We start from the raw sequence: 16,431 nt of genomic DNA on the forward strand, positions 1-16,431 counted from the left end.
GAGGCCGGATGAACGTCCTTGTCCTGTACCACTCCACGCAGACGTTCACCAACACGGTCTTCGAGCATCTGAACTCGCTCGAGCGATTCTCGAGACATCGCTACTTCTTCTGCCACCACGACGCGGCGACCGCGTTCCACGTCGACTTGACGCGGTTCGACGCGATTGTTGTGCACTACAGCCTGCGGCTGCCGTACGACCAGATCTCCGATTCCCTCGCCAGCGCCATGGCGGGCTATGTGGGCTTGAAAGCCCTGTTCATCCAGGACGAGTACGACAACACCCACCGCACCTGGAACTGGATCCGTCGGCTGGGCTTTCAACTGGTATTCACCGTCGTTCCCCAAGCTCACATCGCCACGGTCTATCCGCCGGCGGAATTTCCCGGCGTGCGCTTCGTGAGCAATCTCACGGGGTACGTGCCCGAGTCCCTGAGCGCGGCCCGGAACGTGCCGCCCCCCTCGACTCGCTCCATCCTGATTGGCTACCGCGGTCGGCCACTGCCACTGCGCTACGGACAACTCGGCTTCGAGAAGGTGAGCATAGGGCGTATGGTGCGCGCGTGGTGCCAGCAACATGCGGTTCCTTGCGACATCGCATGGGATGAGGAGTCCCGCATCTACGGGCCGGCCTGGTACGACTTCATGGTCTCGTGCCGGGCAATGCTCGGCTCCGAAAGCGGCTCCAACGTGTTCGATTGGGAAGGGGACCTGGAGGGCCGGATCGCCGCCTACCGCGACGCTCATCCCGGAGTTGGGGACGAGCAGGTCTACCGCACCGTAGTGGAGCCGCGCGAACTGCCTGGCCTGATGAACCAGGTATCGCCTCGCGTGTTCGAGGCGATCAGTTCGCGCACGGTGCTGGTCCTCTTCGAAGGGTCGTACTCAGGCGTGGTTGAGCCCGGCCGCCACTACATCGCGCTGCGCAAGGACGGGAGCAACCTCGCCGAGGTGGTTGCGCTGCTTCGCGACGACGCCTACGTCGATGCGATGGCCGAGCGTGCGTGGCAGGACGTCATCGGCTCTGGCCGCTATGGATTCCCGCAATGGGTAAGTTGGGTCGACAGCGAGATGGAGTCGGCGCTGCGTTCTCTGCCACCGTCCACCGCTGATGGTGTGATCGTTACGAAACCCGACCATCCCGATGGATGGTTCGACCGGCCGGCACCCATGACCACCCATCCCCTACGTTTCAGGGTCGTCACAGCGCCAGTTCGCTCGCAGAGATGGCGGGGCATGGCCGTAGCCGGCTGGGCCTTCGTGCCGCTGCCGCTGCGTCCGGTTCTGCGGCCGATCGTGCGGGGCGTCCTGCTACCCGGTCTTCGAATGATGCAGCGGATCATGTGGCGGCGCCGACGGCGCACCTGACAGCCTGTCGTACAGCGCGCGCAAGCGGCTCTGCTGCGCGGGCCAGCCGTAGTCGCGCCGGATTGTTGCCAGCACCTCCGGCCCAGGCCGGTACTGTCCCGGGTCCTGCAGCAGCGTGCGGATGGCTTGCGCGATCGAGGCGGGCTCACGCTCGTCCATCAGCACGCCGACTGGGAATCGGTCGAGGAAGCGTTCCAACTCCGCCAGCCGCGCGGCAGCCACCGGCAGCCCGCTCATGACGCTTTCCAGCAGCTTGTTCGGGAAGCAGTAGTAGTAGCTCAGGCAAACGTTCTGAATCGCGATCAAGCTGCAGTCGGCACTGGCCACGTAGCCCGCGACTTCGCTTGAGGGCACCGGGTCGACCAGATGGACGCGGTCCTCGATCGCCAGCAGCCGCGCCAGCGCGCGGAGTTCCTCGGCCACGGTGGCATCCCTTGGCCCCACCAGGGCCAAGTGCAGGCCCGGCACCTGCGCAGCGGCCTGCACGCACTGCGGCAAGCCGCGGTCAATGCTTACCGCGCCCACGTAGACGGCCAACGGTACCGTGGGCGCCAGCCCCAGGTCCGAGCGCACCGAGCGGAAGGGGCTGGCTGCCGCGCCCTGCAAGTCGGGCGAATTGAGCACCACCACCGGACGCTCGATTCCGTAATGCGCGGCCAGCCAGTCGGCGATGCTGTCGCACACCGTCACCACGGCGTCGCACCGGCGGATGAGTGAGCTCTCGTACGTGGCGATCCAGCGATGCGTGGCCGCCGCCAGGCTCCAGTAGTTGGTGTGGGTCTCCAACTCGTGGGCGTCGTAGACCAAGCGGCAGCCGCTCGCCACCGCCGCCGCCCTACCGGTTGACAGCGTCACGAGGTCATGTGCGTGAACCACGTCCGGCGACAGGTCCAGGACACGGCCGAGGCCGTCGACCCCGAATCCGTTCAGGTAGCGAACGTGCTCAGGCAGGATGACACCCAAAGTGCCAGCCATCAGCGCGCGCACGGTGCCCAGTGCCCTGCGCACCAGCATGGCCCGCAACCCGCTCTGCGCTTGCGTGGCCGGCTCACGCCAGCGCGAGCGCCGGTAGCGCCGCCGTGCCAGGAGCAGCAGCGCAGCTGGCGGGGCCAGGAGAGGTAACAGCACCAGCACCAGCAGTGCGATGCCGGCAGCCACGGCTGCCGATGCCCACGCTGCCAGAAATGCGCGTGAACCGTTCGGGTTACGCCGGGCAGCGCCGGCGACCTGTAGATGCAGCCTCCACAACGCCAGTACACCGGCGGGGTGACGCCGAATGGACGCCGCCTGCGCGATCTCGTGCACCTGCACTTCCCCATGCCTCAGTGGTGCGCCGGGGGCTGTTACGCGTGACACGACATGCACCTCGTGGCCGGCGGCCGCCAGCGTCGCGGCCTCCCGCATCACGCGCGAGTCGATGCGCCAGTCGTTGTTGACCAGCATCGCCACGCGCGTGCGGTTGCTCATGCCCCGTGCCTCCAGCTGCCGTCCGCGTGCAGGCCTAGCCATTCGGACAGGCTGATCCAACGCCAGATCGCCCAGGAGCTGTCGGATTCGCTGGCCTGATGCGCGTTCCAGGTGGCCTCCAGTGCGGCACGGTCATAACCCGGCACGCCGGACAGGCGGGTGTCGAACAGGCGATCGCGCCCCCATTCCTTCAGGGGTCCGCGCAACCAAACGTCCAAAGGGGCCGCATAGCCGACCTTGTCGGCCCGCCACTGCACCGCCGGCGGCAGCAAACCTTCCCCCGCGCTGCGCATCACGTACTTCTGCCAGCCGTCGTGGATCCAGGCCCGGTCCGGCAGCCGGATGCACCAGTCGACCAAGTCGTAGTCGAGGAAGGGCAGCCGCCCCTCGCGCCCGAAAGCCATCGCATTACGATCCGCATAGCGCAGCAGCTGCGGCAGCGAGTTGTATTGCAATGCCTCAGCCAGTTGGCGGCGCAGGCGCTGGCCGCGCCGCGGCGGTGGCACCCCCACCTCATACGGGCCAGCGTACAGGCCCGACGGTCGCACAATGGACCGCAGCAACTGCGGCACCGACATGGCGATCTGGTGATTGAAGCGGCGGCGACTATTGGCGTAGCGGTCACTGGCCACGCGCAGGCGGCTGTTGAACAGCTGCGTGGTGCGCAGCAGCTCCCGCAGTTGCAGCCGGTCCGCCAAGTCCAGTTGGTGGGTGCGAAAGTAGTACTGATAGCCGGCCAAGACCTCGTCGGCGCCCTGGCCGTCAAGCAGCACGGTAGTGCGGTGCTCGCGTGCCAGTCGGGCCACGCACCACTGTAGGTAGATCGAGGCGGAAAGGAACGGCTCTTCCTGATGCCAGTGCAGCAGGCGCGATTCGGCCATCAAGGTGGCCGGGTCGGGCGAAACCGCATGGGGATGCACGCCTGTGCGCTCGACCACCATGTCGATGTACTCGCCTTCGGAGAGAGTCGGGTCCTGGTCGAAGCGGGCGGAGAAAGTGTGCTGCTCGAAGGCCGCGCCCTTTGTACGCATGTCGGCCAGCGTGCAGACGATCATCGACGAGTCGAGGCCGCCCGAAAGACTGCTGCCCACCGGCACGTCGGCGCGCAGGCGCTTGCGGATGCTCTCCTGAAGCAGCTCGAGGAAGCGGTCGGAGGCGCTCTCGAGGCCCAGCCCGTCGTCGACCTGAGTGTAGTCGGGCGTCCAGTACCTCCACTGGCGCAACAGGCGCGAGTCGGTGTCCAGCAGCAGGGCAGTGGCAGGGGGTACGCGCCGCACGCCATCGAACAGCGTCGCCTCGCCGTCCTCGTGGTACTGACCGGCGGCATAGCGCTCGAGAGTGCCCGTATCCACTCCCAAGGCAATGCCCGGGTGCGCCAAAAGGGCCTTTATCTCGGAGGCGAACGCGATCCCACCGCCGGCGGGGCGTGCGAAGAACAGCGGCTTCTCGCCAAAGCGGTCCCGCGCGATAAAGACCTGCTGGCGCACCTCGTCCCAGACGGCGAACGCGAACATGCCGTTCAGCCTTTGCAGGCAGTCGGGACCCCAGCGCCGGTAGGCGGCCAGCAATACCTCGGTGTCGCTGCGGGAGCGGAAGGTCTCGCCCTGCGCCTCCAGTTCCTTGCGCAGCTCGACGAAGTTGTAGATCTCGCCGTTGAATGCGATCAGCTGGCGCCCATCAGCGCTGGCCATGGGCTGCGAGGCGGCCTCACTGAGGTCCACGATGGACAGCCGCCGGTGCGCCAGCGCCACGCTCATGGCGGACGTGTGTCGGATCTCGAGGCCATGGCCATCCGGGCCGCGGTGCGCCAGCCGGTCGCGCATGGCAATGACGACGTGATCGGGCAGGTCTGCCCTGGGGGCGATCATGCATACAAATCCGCACATACCGGCGAACGACCTTTCCTTGACTCAATGGCCAGTAATGCGCCGCACGAACTGCCGCGCCCGGCGGGCCGCGATGCGCACCAAGGGATCATCCAGACGCTCGCGCAGCTCGGCGAACTCCTGGCGCAATTGCCGGGCCTGCGCCTGCATCGGGGCGAGCGCGCGTGCGGCGACCTCGTGGTCGTGCGCCATGGCATCGAATTCCTGCGCCGTTGCATGGCCGCAGGGGCGCCCGTCGATATGCAGGCGCTCGGCGTGTCCAAGCACGTCCTGCACTCTACGTGCATATCTGTACGCAGGGCTGGCGATCAGGACCGAATGGCAAGCGTCGGCCACGGCCTGCGCCGTCGCCGTGTCGTGCAAGGCATCGAGCACCACGTCGATGTTCGACCAATCCTTGCGGATCTCGAGGTAGTGGACGCCCGCCTCCATGTCCGGCAGGTACTCGCCCTCCAGCAGGATCTGGCAGGAGCCGAGCGCGGCCGCTTCGAACAGGCGCGGCGAGATCGCGCTGAAGACATGCCGGCCGTCCTGGCCCGGGAACACTGCGGCCTCGACCTCGTCGAATGAAGCGTCTGGGTGCTGGCGCAAGTACGCTTCGGCTGCCTCCCGTAGACCGCCATCGGCGTCAAGCAGACTGCTGCCGCTCTCGCTCCCCAAGGTATAGCGCGAGTCCTGCAGAAACCGGGTCCAGGCCGAGCCGAGCAGGACGTCGCGCGGATCGGTTGACACGTCGATCCCGGCGAGGCCGCGGCCATGTGCAAGCTCGGCGAAGCAGTCTCCGAGCCGGGCCTTTGCCAGCCCCAGCCGGCCGAACCAGGGCGGCAGGTTTCGTGCGCGGTAGCCCACCAGTACCGACCGGTCGGCGATCGCAGGGCGCTCCATCCGAGCCAGCTCTTCGTCGACGTAGCCGGTAAGGGCCACGCTTAGGCGACCCGGCTGGCGCGACAGGCGGGGGTACAACGCCTCGTGGTGTCGCGAACAAACGGTGTAGACATGGTCAACGCGCAGCTCGTCGAGCCAGCGGTCCAGCACATGGGCATGGTCGTAATCGTCTTGAGGAAAGGCGAACTTCACGGCCAAGTGGTGCGCGAGCCAGGCATAGGCGTCCTGCAGCTCTTCCAACAGGGCGCGAGGCCGAACCCAGCGCCAGCAGAGGAAGGTCCCGTCGATCAGCACCAGGTCGAACGGAAACTCGCGCAGCGCCGGCGTGACCGGCGTTGACAGGTCCTGATACAGGTACCGGTGGCCGGGCGCATGGCGCTGGAAGCTTTGCAGGTGGGCAACGCTGGTCCCGCGGGCGAGGGACAGATCGGGGCCCAGCCCGTGCAGCACAAGAATGTTCATTGGAAAGACGGCGCTGCGGTACGCGCTGCGGCGGGAAGGCGTGCCGCAGGCTGGATTCTACCGATGGGCTGAGGGATAGGCTGTGCTGCGCCTCGCCTTTTCCCGGAGTCGCGCCTCGCGCTCCATAGCCTGCGGATCGCCCTTGTCCGGACGCAGTTACCTGCGCACGCGCTCACCTCGACCGGCCGACGGGCTGCTGGAAGTTCGGGTGAGCCGAGAGCCGCTGTTCAGCCGGCTTTCGGCGGAGGTGGGACGGCGTGTTAGGCTCAGCGCCCATCGGGCATTGCACCGGCTCGACGGGGAGATACGGGGTCTGGCTCTCCTGCTTCGATGTGGATGCCGGGGAGTGGATTAGCCCGTCGCCGCATAGGCTCAAACAGTACCGTGAAATCATCGCTAGCAGCTCTCTCCCGCTCTGTCGCGTCATATTGGACGAGCCACAATGTCACCGCGCACAAGACATTCGGTTCACGAGAAGAGTCGCTGGACTACTTCCACTGGCGCTGCGACCAATATCCAGGATATCTCGACCTCATGCCGGTTGCTGGCGTCGATGGAATGGATGTCCTCGATTACGGCTGCGGTCCTGGGCATGACTTGGTTGGGTTCCTCGAATACTCCAAGCCCCGGCGCCTCATCGGTGTCGATGTCTCCAGGTCCAGCCTGGCAGAAGCCAAGGGACGCTTGGAGCTTCATGGGGGCGAATCCACCGACCTGCGGTTGATTGATCCAAATGAATCTGAACTCCCGTTTCCGGACGCTTCGTTCGACTACGTGCATTCGTCCGGTGTCCTGCACCACGTTCCCGATTTGCAGGCCAGTCTGCGGGAGATCCGCCGGGTACTGAGGCCGAGCGGTCGTGCGCGAGTGATGGTCTACAACTTCAACAGCCTGTGGACTCACCTGTACGTAGCCTACACACTGCAGATCCGGAACAAGACCATCACTGCAGATCTGCCCGTCCGCGAGGCCTTCAAACGATCGACGGATGGCCCCGATTGCCCCATTGCTAATTGCTACACGGCCGAAGAATTCGGGCGCGAGGCGGCCGCAGCGGGCTTCGATTGCCGACCAGTGGGCGTGGCTGTCTCGTTGCATGAACTTCAACAGCTCCAGCAATTTCGCTTCGAGGCCTGCATGGACCCCGCGCTAAGGCGTGAGCATCGCGAATTTCTGCTCGCGCTGACGCTTGACGGGCGTGGTACCCCACATTTCGAGGGCGTGCCAGCCGGCATTGACCTTGTGCTCGAACTGCTGCCTCGCGAATGAATCTTCGCTGATCACTATGTGCGGAATATTTGGCGCGCTGGGTGCGGGCAATCGATCCGTCCAGTCCGTAACCAAGGACGTTCATTGCGGGCTGGATGCCATCCGTCATCGCGGGCCGGACGGTCGATCGATCTGGGTGTCCGATGACGGTCTGGTCGGCCTCGGCCATGCGCGTTTGGCAGTCATCGACCTCGCCACCGGCGACCAGCCCATGCACAGTGCCTGCGGACGCTGGAGCATCGTGTACAACGGCGAGGTCTACAACTACCTCGAGTTGCGGCAGGAGCTGGGCGGCGAAGGCTTCCGCACCACCAGCGACACCGAAGTGATCCTGCGCGCCTACATGCGCTGGGGTCCCGGCTGCGTCACGCGGCTTCGCGGAATGTTCGCCTTCGCCATCTGGGATTCGAAGGAGCGCAAGCTCTTCCTGGCACGCGACCGCTTCGGCATCAAGCCGCTGTACTGGGCCCGCACCCGCGCCGGCTTTTTCTTCGCCTCCGAGATGAAGGCGCTGCGGCCCTTCCTGGACGAAGGGCGCGTGAATAAGGCCGCACTCTCCGACTATTTCTCGTTCCAGTTCTGCCTGGGCGACAAGACGCTGCTCGATGGCGTCAGCCAGCTGCCGGCCGCGCACCACGCGCTGGTGGCGCCGGGCGAGGCGCCGCGCCCGCAGCGCTACTGGGAGGTGCAGTACGACATCGACTTCGACCACAGCGAGAAGTGGTTCACCGAGCGGCTGCGCGCGCTGTTGGACGATTCGATCCGGATGCACCTGCGAGCGGACGTCGAGGTGGGCAGCTATGTCAGCGGAGGCATCGACTCCAGCCTGGTGGCGGCACTGGCCCGCGAGCAGCACCCCGAAGGTCGTTTTCAGGGCTTCAACGGCCGTTTCACGGACGGCCCGGAGTTCGACGAGTCTCACTACGCGCGTGCCCTCGCGGACGAACGCGACCTGCAGCTGCACGTAGCCGACATCGGCGAGCAGGACTTCGTGGACAACATTCGCCAGGTGATCTGGCACCTGGACCAGCCCACCGCCGGCCCGGGTTCCTTTCCGCAGTACATGGTGTCGAAGAAGGTGCGCGAGCACGTCAAGGTCGTGCTCGGCGGGCAGGGCGGGGACGAGATCTTCGGCGGTTACGCGCGCTACCTGGTCGCGTACTTCGAGCAGTGCATCAAGGGCGCCATCGAGGGCACGCTGCACAACGGCAATTACGTCGTCACGTACGAATCGATCATCCCGAACCTCGAAAGCCTGCGGCAGTACAAGCCGATGATCAGGGAGTTCTGGGCCGAGGGGCTGTTCGAGGAGCGCGACCGCCGCTACTGGCGCCTGGTCAACCGCGCCAACACCTTTGGCGACGCACTGGCGCCCGGATCCATCGACCGTGATGCCACGTTCGCCGAGTTCCAGCAGATCTTCTGGGGCCAGAACGTGGGCAAGGAGTCGTACTTCGATGCCATGACGCACTTCGACTTCAAGACGCTGTTGCCGGCGCTGCTGCAGGTCGAGGACCGCATGGCGATGGCGCACGGCGTGGAGTCGCGCGTTCCGTTCCTGGATCATCCGCTGGTTGAATTCGCGGCAACGATCCCTGCCGACGTGAAGTTCCAGAACGGGGAGTTGAAGCGCTTGCTGAAGCACGTGTTCGCGGCCAAGCTGCCAGCCTCGATCAAGGAGCGAAAGGACAAGATGGGGTTCCCGGTGCCTCTGACGCTTTGGCTGCGGCGCAAGGGCCCGGCCGCGGAGTTCGTGCGCGATGTGTTCTCCAGCCGGGCGGCCCGTGAGCGCTCGTACCTGGCTCGCCCTGTCGACCTCGACCACATTCTGTCCGGCCAGAGCGTGTACAGCCGGAACCTGTGGGCTTTGCTGAGCCTGGAGCTTTGGCAACAGGCGTTCCTCGACGACCCGGTTGCCTGAAGGCAGCTGGGGCCTGACGCCTGTGCGGCGGCGGTTTGCCGTTGCCAGCCAGATAAAATTCCCCCGTTTACCGCCCCGCGCGGGTCCCAGGCAGTTTGCCTGCCAACTTCCCCTTCGGAAACCGCCCCATGAACATTCTCGTGACCGGTGGCCTCGGCCAGATCGGCTCCCACGTCTCCGAAATGCTGCTCGCCCGCGGCGACAAGGTGGTCGTGATCGACAACCTCGCCACCGGCCAGCGGCACCACCTGGGCGAGCACCCGAATCTGACGGTGGTGATCGATACGATCGCCAACCGCGACAAGGTGTTCGAGCTCTGCGGCGAGCACGGGTTCGGCGCCATCGTCCACACTGCGGCGTCCTACAAGGATCCGAACGACTGGTACAACGACACGCTGACCAACTGCGTGGGCGGCACCAACCTGATCCAGGCAGCGCAGCAGTTCAAGATCGGCCGCTTCGTCTACTTCCAGACCGCCCTGTGCTACGGCGTCAAGCCGCTGCAGCAGCCCATCCGGCTGGACCACCCGAAGTTCCCGGCCAACAGCAGCTACGCCATCTCCAAGACGGTGACCGAGGACTACCTCGAGATCTCCGGCGTCGACTACGTGTCGTTCCGCCTGGCCAACGTGATCGGGCCGCGCAACGTCAGCGGCCCGCTGCCCATCTTCTTCCAGCGCCTGTCGGAGGGGAAGAAGTGCTTCGTCACCAAGGCACGCCGCGACTTCGTCTTCAACCAGGACCTGGCCCGCGCCGTGCTCAAGGCGGTGGACGGGACGGGCAAGGGCGCCTACCACTTCTCCTCGGGCGCCGACGTGGCGATCAAGGAGCTCTACGATGCGGTGGTCAAGGCCATGGAACTGCCTGCCTACCCGGAGCCGGAAGTGCGGGAACTCGGTCCCGATGACGCGGCCAGCATCCTGCTCGATCCGTCGCGCACCTTCCAGGACTTCGGCAAGCCGGAGTTCACGCCGCTGGACGAGATCGCGCGCCAGTCGGTCGCCTACTTCCGCAAGCACGGCGCCAGCGGCGGGTACACGCACCTGAAGCACGAGGAAAAGAAGTGACCCGGATCCTGATCACCGGCGGCGCCGGTTGCCTGGGATCCAACCTCGTCGAGCACTGGCTGCCGCAGGGGCACCAGATCCTGGTACTGGACAACTTCGCGACCGGCAAGCGTGAAGTGGTGCCGGAAGTGCCCGGGTTGCAGGTGCGCGAGGGCCACGTCGCCGACGCCGCCTTCGTGGAGAAGGCGTTCGCCGAGTTCGGGCCCGAGCTGGTCATCCACTCGGCGGCTGCGTACAAGGACCTCGCGGATTGGCAGGAAGACGCGCGCACCAACGTGCTGGGGTCGATCGAGGTGGCGCGTGCGGCCGAGAGGCACGGCGCAAAGCGCCTGGTCAACTTCCAGAGCGCCCTGACCTACGGCCGAACCACGCTGTCGCCGATCCCGAACACGCACCCTTCGGCGCCCATCGCCAGCTATGGCATCTCCAAGACCGCCGGCGAGCAGTACATGCTGCTGTCCACCGTACCGACGGTGTCGCTGCGCATCGCCAACGTGACCGGCCCGCGCCTGGCCATCGGCCCGATCCCGACGTTCTACAAGCGCCTGAAGGCCGGCCAGAAGTGCTTCTGCTCGGACACCGCGCGCGATTTCCTGGACATGTCGGACTTCCTGGCGTTCATGGACCTGGCCATCCGTCCGGATGCGCCCACCGGCGTGTTCAACGTCAGCTCCGGCGAGGCGCACTACATCCGGGAAATCTATGACCTCGTCGCCGACTACCTGAAGGTGGACGGCGGCGACGTGCCGATCCAGCCTCCGGCCCCGGACGACGTGCCCGTGGTGGCGCTGGACCCGGCCGAGACGGTGAAGGCCTTCGGCTGGCGGCCGCAGGTCGGCTTCGCGGACACCATCCGCAAGCAACTGCAGTGGTACGACCGCCACGGCATCAGCGACATCTACAGCCACCTGAGCAGCAGCTCCGGCACCAAGGCATGAGCAACACCTTCAAGAACGCCTCGATCTGCGTGGTCGGCGGCGCCGGCTTCGTCGGCAGCAACCTGGTCAAGCTGCTCCTGGCCGAGCAGCCCCGCGAGATCGTGGTGGTGGACAACCTGCTGTCCTCCGACGTGGCCAACGTGCCGGCCGACGAGCGCGTGAATTTCTGCTTCGCCTCGATCACCAGCGACCAGGGCCTGGCCGCCATTCCGGCCGAAGTGGACTACGTGTTCCACCTGTCCTGCTACCACGGCAACCAGTCGTCCATCGCCGATCCGTTCGCCGATCACGACAACAACACCTTCACCTCGCTGCGGCTGTTCGACCACCTGAAGGACTTCCGCTCGCTCAAGAAGGTGGTCTATGCCGCGGCCGCCTGCGCGGTGGCCGAGAAGACCTACGACCAGCCCACGGCCACCACCGAGGAGCAGCCGGTCTCGCTGGTGCACGACAGCCCCTACTCGATCTCCAAGCTGATCGGCGAGCTGTACGGCAACTACTACCACCAGCGCTACCAGCTGCCCTTCGTGAAGGCGCGCTTTTCCAACGTGTTCGGGCCGGGCGAGATCCTGGGCGCCGGCCGCTGGCGCGGCACGGTGCATACCGTGTGGCGCAACGTCACCCCCACCTTCATCTGGAAAGCCTTGCACCACGAGGCGCTTCCGCTGGACAACGGCGGCAACGCCAGCCGCGACTTCATCTTCGTCGAGGACATGGCCCGCGGGCTGATGGCCTGCGCCCTGCGCGGCGAGCCGGGCGGCATCTACAACCTGGCCACCGGGCGCGAGACGAGCATCCTCGACCTGGCCACCTGGATCAACGAGTTCGCCGGCAACCCGACTGCGCCCGACCTGAAGCCGGCGCGCGACTGGGATCGCTCCGGCAAGCGCTTCGCATCGACCGAGAAGTCGCGGCGCGACCTGGGCTTCGAGGCCCAGGTCGAAGTGCGCGAAGGGCTGCGCCGCACGGTGGAATGGACGCGAGCGAACCGTGAGCTGATCGCCCGCACCATGGCCGCCCACGCCAAGCAGATGCAGCAAGCCGGTGCGCCGCTACGCACCGAGTACCTGCCGGCGGCCTGATGAAGGTCCTGACCGTCGTCGGCGCGCGGCCGCAGTTCGTCAAGGCTGCCACGGTGTCGCGGGCGTTCCGCTCGTGCCAGCCGCAGGTGGACGAGGTCATCGTCCACACCGGCCAGCACTTCGACGCGAACATGTCCGCCGTCTTCTTCGAGGAGATGCAGATCCCCCAGCCGCAGTACCAGCTCGAGCTGGGGGGGCTGGGGCACGGCGCGATGACCGGCCGCATGATGGAGAGCGTCGAGGCCATCCTGCAGAAGGAGCGGCCCGACTGGGTGCTGGTCTACGGCGACACCAACTCCACGATGGCCGGAGCCCTGGCGGCGGTCAAGCTGCACATTCCCGTGGCGCACGTGGAAGCGGGCCTGCGCTCGTTCAACCGCGCCATGCCGGAGGAGATCAACCGCGTCGTTGCCGATCACGTGTCCAGCCTGCTGTTCGCGCCCACCGAGGTGGCCGTGCGCAACCTCGCCAACGAGGGCATCGCGGGCGGCAAGGTGGTGCGCAGCGGCGACGTGATGTACGACGCGGCGCTGTTCTACAGCCAGCGTGCGTCGGGCACGGCCTTGCAGCAGATCGGCCTGGAGCCGCGCAAGTATTTCCTCGCCACCATCCACCGCGCCGAGAACGTCGACGATCCGGCGCGGCTGGAAGTCATCGTCCAGGCCCTGGCACGCTGCGCCGCGACCCTGCCCGTGCTGCTGCCGATCCATCCGCGCACGCGCAAGAAGCTGGCCGAGACCGGCCTGCTCAAGGGCCTCGACACGGGCAAGCTGCGCCTGGTCGACCCGGTCGGCTACCTGGACATGGTGCAGCTCGAACAGCACGCCGCCGTGGTGCTGACCGACTCGGGCGGGGTGCAGAAGGAGGCTTACTTCTTCGGCGTGCCCTGCGTCACGATCCGCGACGAGACCGAGTGGGTGGAACTGGTGGAATGCGGCGCCAACCGGCTGGCGCCGCCGACGTCCGTGCAGGCGGTGGTCGATGCGGCCCTGGCCGCTGCAGCGCAACGCCAGCCGGCACCGCCCGGCCTGTACGGTGATGGTCGATCGGCCCAGTCCATCGCCCATGCACTCGCATGTGCGGCATAGCCGGCACGTTCCGGCAGGGCCGGTTGGGCGATCCGCGGCCGATGGCCGCGGCGCTGGACGCCATGGCCCGGCGCGGCCCCAACGACCGCGGCACCGAGACGATCGCGACACCGGCCGGTGACCTGGTTTTCGGCCATACGCGGCTGTCGGTCATCGACCTGAGCGCGGGCGGGCACCAGCCCATGCATGGTGCCGACGGGCGACTCTCGCTCATCTTCAACGGCGAGATCTACAACTACCGCGAGCTGCGCCGTGAACTGCAGTTGGCCGGTGCCCAGTTCCGGACCGAGTCCGACACCGAGGTGCTGCTGCAGGCCTGGTCGCGCTGGGGCGAAGCCTGCCTGCCGCGGCTGGTCGGCATGTTCGCGTTTGCGCTGTTCGACCGCGCGGAGGGCGTGCTGACCTGCGTGCGCGACCCGTTCGGCATCAAGCCCTTCTTCTACAACTGGGACGCGCAGGGCTTCGCCTTCGCCTCCGAGCTGCCGGCCGTGAAGGCGCTGCTGGGTGGCAAGGTCTCGCTCGACCTGCAGCGCGCCTACGACTACCTGGTCCACGGCGACTACGACACCTCGGAGCGCAGCTTCCTGCAGGGCGTGCGCCACCTCATGCCGGGTCACCTGCTGCGGGTCAGGCTCGGCCAGCCCGCCTCTGCGCCGGTGAGCTGGTGGCAGCCCCGGGTGTCGCCCGTGCAGAAGCTCTCGTTCGAGCAGGCGGCCGAAGCCTTCCGCGAGAAGCTGCTGCACAGCGTGCGCCTGCACCTGCGCAGCGACGTGGCACTGGGCGCGGCGCTGTCGGGCGGACTCGATTCGTCCAGCATCGTCTGCGCGATGCGGCATGTGGAGCCGGGCCTGCCGATCCACACCTTCAGCTATGTGGCGCGGGGATCGGCCGTGTCCGAGGAAGCCTGGGTGGACCGGATCAACGCGCATGTCGGCGCCGTCGGTCACAAGGTGGAACTGGCGCCCGAGGAACTGGCGAACGACCTCGAGGACATGATCGTTGCCCAGGGCGAACCGTTCGGCAGCACCAGCATCTACGCCCAGTACCGGGTGTTCAAGCTCGCGCGCGAGCACGGTGTCACCGTCACCTTGGACGGACAAGGGGCGGACGAGTTGCTGGCCGGGTACAACGGCTATCCCGGCAAGCGGGCGCGCAGCCTGCTGGACGAACACCGCTACGGCGATGCCTGGCGCTTCCTGCAGGGTTGGGCCCAGTGGCCGGACCGGGTGCTGCGCGAAGGGGCGAAGGCGGCGGTCGCCGAGTGGGTGGACGGACCGGTGTACGACGTCCTCCGCAAGCTCAACGGCAACCGTACCCAGCCTGATTGGCTGGATGCCGAGGCCTTGCGGCAGCAGGGCGTTCACTTTCGCTTTCCGCGGCAACGATCGCCGTACGACCAGCCGGGCCGCCGCCTGGTGTCGGAGCTGGCGCACTCGATCACGCGGCGTGGCTTGTCTTCGTTGCTGCGGCACGGGGACCGCAATTCGATGCGGTTCTCGGTGGAAAGCCGCGTGCCGTTCCTGACCACCGAGCTGGCCGATTTCCTCTTGACCCTGCCGGAGGAGTACCTGATTTCCCCCGAGGGCGAGACCAAGCGCATCCTGCGCGCGGCCATGCGCGGCATCGTGCCGGACGAGGTGCTGGATCGCCGCGACAAGATCGGTTTCTCGACGCCCGAGCAGGCCTGGCTGCAGCAGATCGCGCCGCAGGTGCGGCAGTGGCTGGGCGACGACGTGGGCCTCGGCTTCCTGCGCCGGGACCGCATCCTGGCCGAGTTCGATGCCGTGATTGCCGGCCGCGCGCCGTTCAGTTGGCAGGTGTGGCGCTGGATCAACTTCACGCGCTGGTACGCGCGGTTCTTCGCACGATGAAGCGAGCGCTCGTCCTTTCGTTCTCGCCGATCAGGAGCGACCCGCGCGTGATGCGGCAGGTCGAAGCGTTGCGAGGCAGCTTCGAGCTGACCGTGGCCGGTTTCGGCGACAAGCCCGCCGGCGATTTCGCGTTCCACGACATCGGGGCGGCGCCCGCCCATCTGGCGGCCAAGGCATGCAAGGCGGCCTTGCTGTTCACGGGCTTGCACGAGGCCTACTACTGGCGCATGACCTACGTGCGCAACACGCTGGCGGCCTTGCGCGGCGAGCAGTTCGACCTGGTCGTGGCCAACGACGTCGTGGCATTGCCGGTGGCGCTCAAGGTGGCTGCCGGTGCGCCGGTGCTGCTGGATGCGCACGAGTACTCGCCCAAGGAGTTCGAGGACATGTGGCGCTGGCGGGTCTTCTTCGCCCGCTTCTACACCCATCTGTGCCGCCGCTACTTGCCACGTACCTCCGCCATGACCACGGTTTGCGAAGGTATTGCCCAGGAGTACGCGCAGTTCGGGGTCGCTCCGAGGGTCGTGCTGAACTGCCCTGCGCAGCAGGCCTTGCCGGTGCGGCCGGTGGACCCGGCGCGCATCCGGCTGGTCCACCACGGGGTGACGATCCGCTCGCGCAAGCTGGAGCTGATGATCGAGATGATGCAGCACCTGGATTCGCGCTACACGCTGGACCTGATGCTGGTGAACAGCAATGCCGCCTACATGCGGGAGCTGCGGCAGCTGGCGGCCGACGACGCGCGGATCACTTTCCGCGAGCCCGTGCCCATGCAGCAGATCGCGGCGACCATCAACGAGTACGACATCGGCGTCTTCCTGCTGCCGCCGGTGAACTTCAACTACAGGCTGGCCCTGCCGAACAAGTTCTTCGAGTTCGTCCAGGCCCGGCTCGCGGTGGCGATCGGCCCTTCGCCCGAGATGGCGCGGCTGGTCAAGCGTTACGGCTTCGGCATCGTGAGCGAAAGCTTCGACGCACGTGACCTGGCTGCGCGCATCGCCGCCTTGCAGCCGGCCGATATCGAGAGGCTGAAGGAGCGCTCGGACCTCGCCAGCGCCGAGCTGAACGCCGCGCGCGCCGGCGAGATTTTCAACGCGGAAGTCATGCGCCTGGCTGCGGCCTGAGCAC

At 66.7% G+C, this 16,431-nt stretch carries 12 protein-coding genes; 9 read left to right on the forward strand and 3 right to left on the reverse strand.

Annotated features, from left to right (window positions below):
* Positions 1 to 8 precede the first annotated feature (8 nt).
* Positions 9 to 1,367: a hypothetical protein gene (locus PE066_RS14760; RefSeq protein WP_271233287.1), complete on the forward strand. Its 1,359-nt coding sequence runs from the start codon at positions 9 to 11 to the stop codon at positions 1,365 to 1,367.
* Here PE066_RS14760 and PE066_RS14765 read toward each other — a convergent pair.
* From PE066_RS14765 to PE066_RS14775, 3 genes are read right to left on the reverse strand one after another with little or no spacing between them, the layout of a single operon-like run.
* Positions 1,311 to 2,834: a glycosyltransferase family 4 protein gene (locus PE066_RS14765; protein ID WP_271233288.1), complete on the reverse strand. Its 1,524-nt coding sequence runs from the start codon at positions 2,832 to 2,834 to the stop codon at positions 1,311 to 1,313. The two genes, PE066_RS14760 and PE066_RS14765, sit on opposite strands and share 57 nt — an antisense overlap.
* Positions 2,831 to 4,702, reverse strand: coding sequence for an asparagine synthase (glutamine-hydrolyzing) (gene asnB / locus PE066_RS14770; protein WP_271233289.1), 1,872 nt, complete (start codon positions 4,700 to 4,702; stop codon positions 2,831 to 2,833). The genes PE066_RS14765 and asnB (PE066_RS14770) overlap by 4 nt, the downstream gene beginning before the upstream one ends.
* A 42-nt stretch (positions 4,703 to 4,744) precedes the next feature.
* The gene (locus PE066_RS14775; RefSeq protein ID WP_271233290.1) at positions 4,745 to 6,067 is read right to left on the reverse strand and encodes a hypothetical protein; all 1,323 of its coding nucleotides are present in this window, start codon (positions 6,065 to 6,067) and stop codon (positions 4,745 to 4,747) included.
* A gap of 384 nt (positions 6,068 to 6,451) precedes the next feature.
* On the opposite strand from PE066_RS14775, the gene PE066_RS14780 reads away from it, so the two are divergent.
* From PE066_RS14780 to PE066_RS14815, 8 genes are all read left to right on the forward strand, one after another.
* Positions 6,452 to 7,336 carry a class I SAM-dependent methyltransferase gene (locus tag PE066_RS14780; RefSeq protein ID WP_271233291.1) on the forward strand — a complete coding sequence of 295 codons (885 nt, stop codon included), beginning with the start codon at positions 6,452 to 6,454 and terminating at the stop codon, positions 7,334 to 7,336.
* A complete protein-coding gene (gene asnB, locus PE066_RS14785) occupies positions 7,308 to 9,257 on the forward strand; it encodes an asparagine synthase (glutamine-hydrolyzing) (RefSeq protein WP_271233292.1) in 1,950 nt (649 codons plus the stop codon). Before PE066_RS14780 ends, asnB (PE066_RS14785) begins: the two co-directional genes overlap by 29 nt.
* 128 nt (positions 9,258 to 9,385) lie before the next feature.
* A complete protein-coding gene (locus PE066_RS14790) occupies positions 9,386 to 10,324 on the forward strand; it encodes an NAD-dependent epimerase/dehydratase family protein (RefSeq protein ID WP_271233293.1) in 939 nt (312 codons plus the stop codon).
* Positions 10,321 to 11,262: an NAD-dependent epimerase/dehydratase family protein gene (locus PE066_RS14795; RefSeq protein WP_271233294.1), complete on the forward strand. Its 942-nt coding sequence runs from the start codon at positions 10,321 to 10,323 to the stop codon at positions 11,260 to 11,262. The genes PE066_RS14790 and PE066_RS14795 overlap by 4 nt, the downstream gene beginning before the upstream one ends.
* Positions 11,259 to 12,344 carry an NAD-dependent epimerase/dehydratase family protein gene (locus PE066_RS14800; RefSeq protein WP_271233295.1) on the forward strand — a complete coding sequence of 362 codons (1,086 nt, stop codon included), beginning with the start codon at positions 11,259 to 11,261 and terminating at the stop codon, positions 12,342 to 12,344. The genes PE066_RS14795 and PE066_RS14800 overlap by 4 nt, the downstream gene beginning before the upstream one ends.
* The gene (gene wecB / locus PE066_RS14805; protein ID WP_271233296.1) at positions 12,344 to 13,432 is read left to right on the forward strand and encodes a non-hydrolyzing UDP-N-acetylglucosamine 2-epimerase; all 1,089 of its coding nucleotides are present in this window, start codon (positions 12,344 to 12,346) and stop codon (positions 13,430 to 13,432) included. Before PE066_RS14800 ends, wecB begins: the two co-directional genes overlap by 1 nt.
* Positions 13,420 to 15,303, forward strand: a complete 1,884-nt coding sequence (gene asnB, locus PE066_RS14810) for an asparagine synthase (glutamine-hydrolyzing) (protein ID WP_440480535.1) — start codon at positions 13,420 to 13,422, stop codon at positions 15,301 to 15,303. Before wecB ends, asnB (PE066_RS14810) begins: the two co-directional genes overlap by 13 nt.
* The gene (locus PE066_RS14815) at positions 15,300 to 16,427 is read left to right on the forward strand and encodes a glycosyltransferase (RefSeq protein ID WP_271233298.1); all 1,128 of its coding nucleotides are present in this window, start codon (positions 15,300 to 15,302) and stop codon (positions 16,425 to 16,427) included. The genes asnB (PE066_RS14810) and PE066_RS14815 overlap by 4 nt, the downstream gene beginning before the upstream one ends.
* The last annotated feature ends 4 nt before the right edge of the window (positions 16,428 to 16,431 follow it).

The organism is Ramlibacter tataouinensis (assembly GCF_027941915.1).
In the GTDB taxonomy this organism is placed as follows: Bacteria; Pseudomonadota; Gammaproteobacteria; order Burkholderiales; family Burkholderiaceae_C; genus Ramlibacter; species Ramlibacter tataouinensis_C.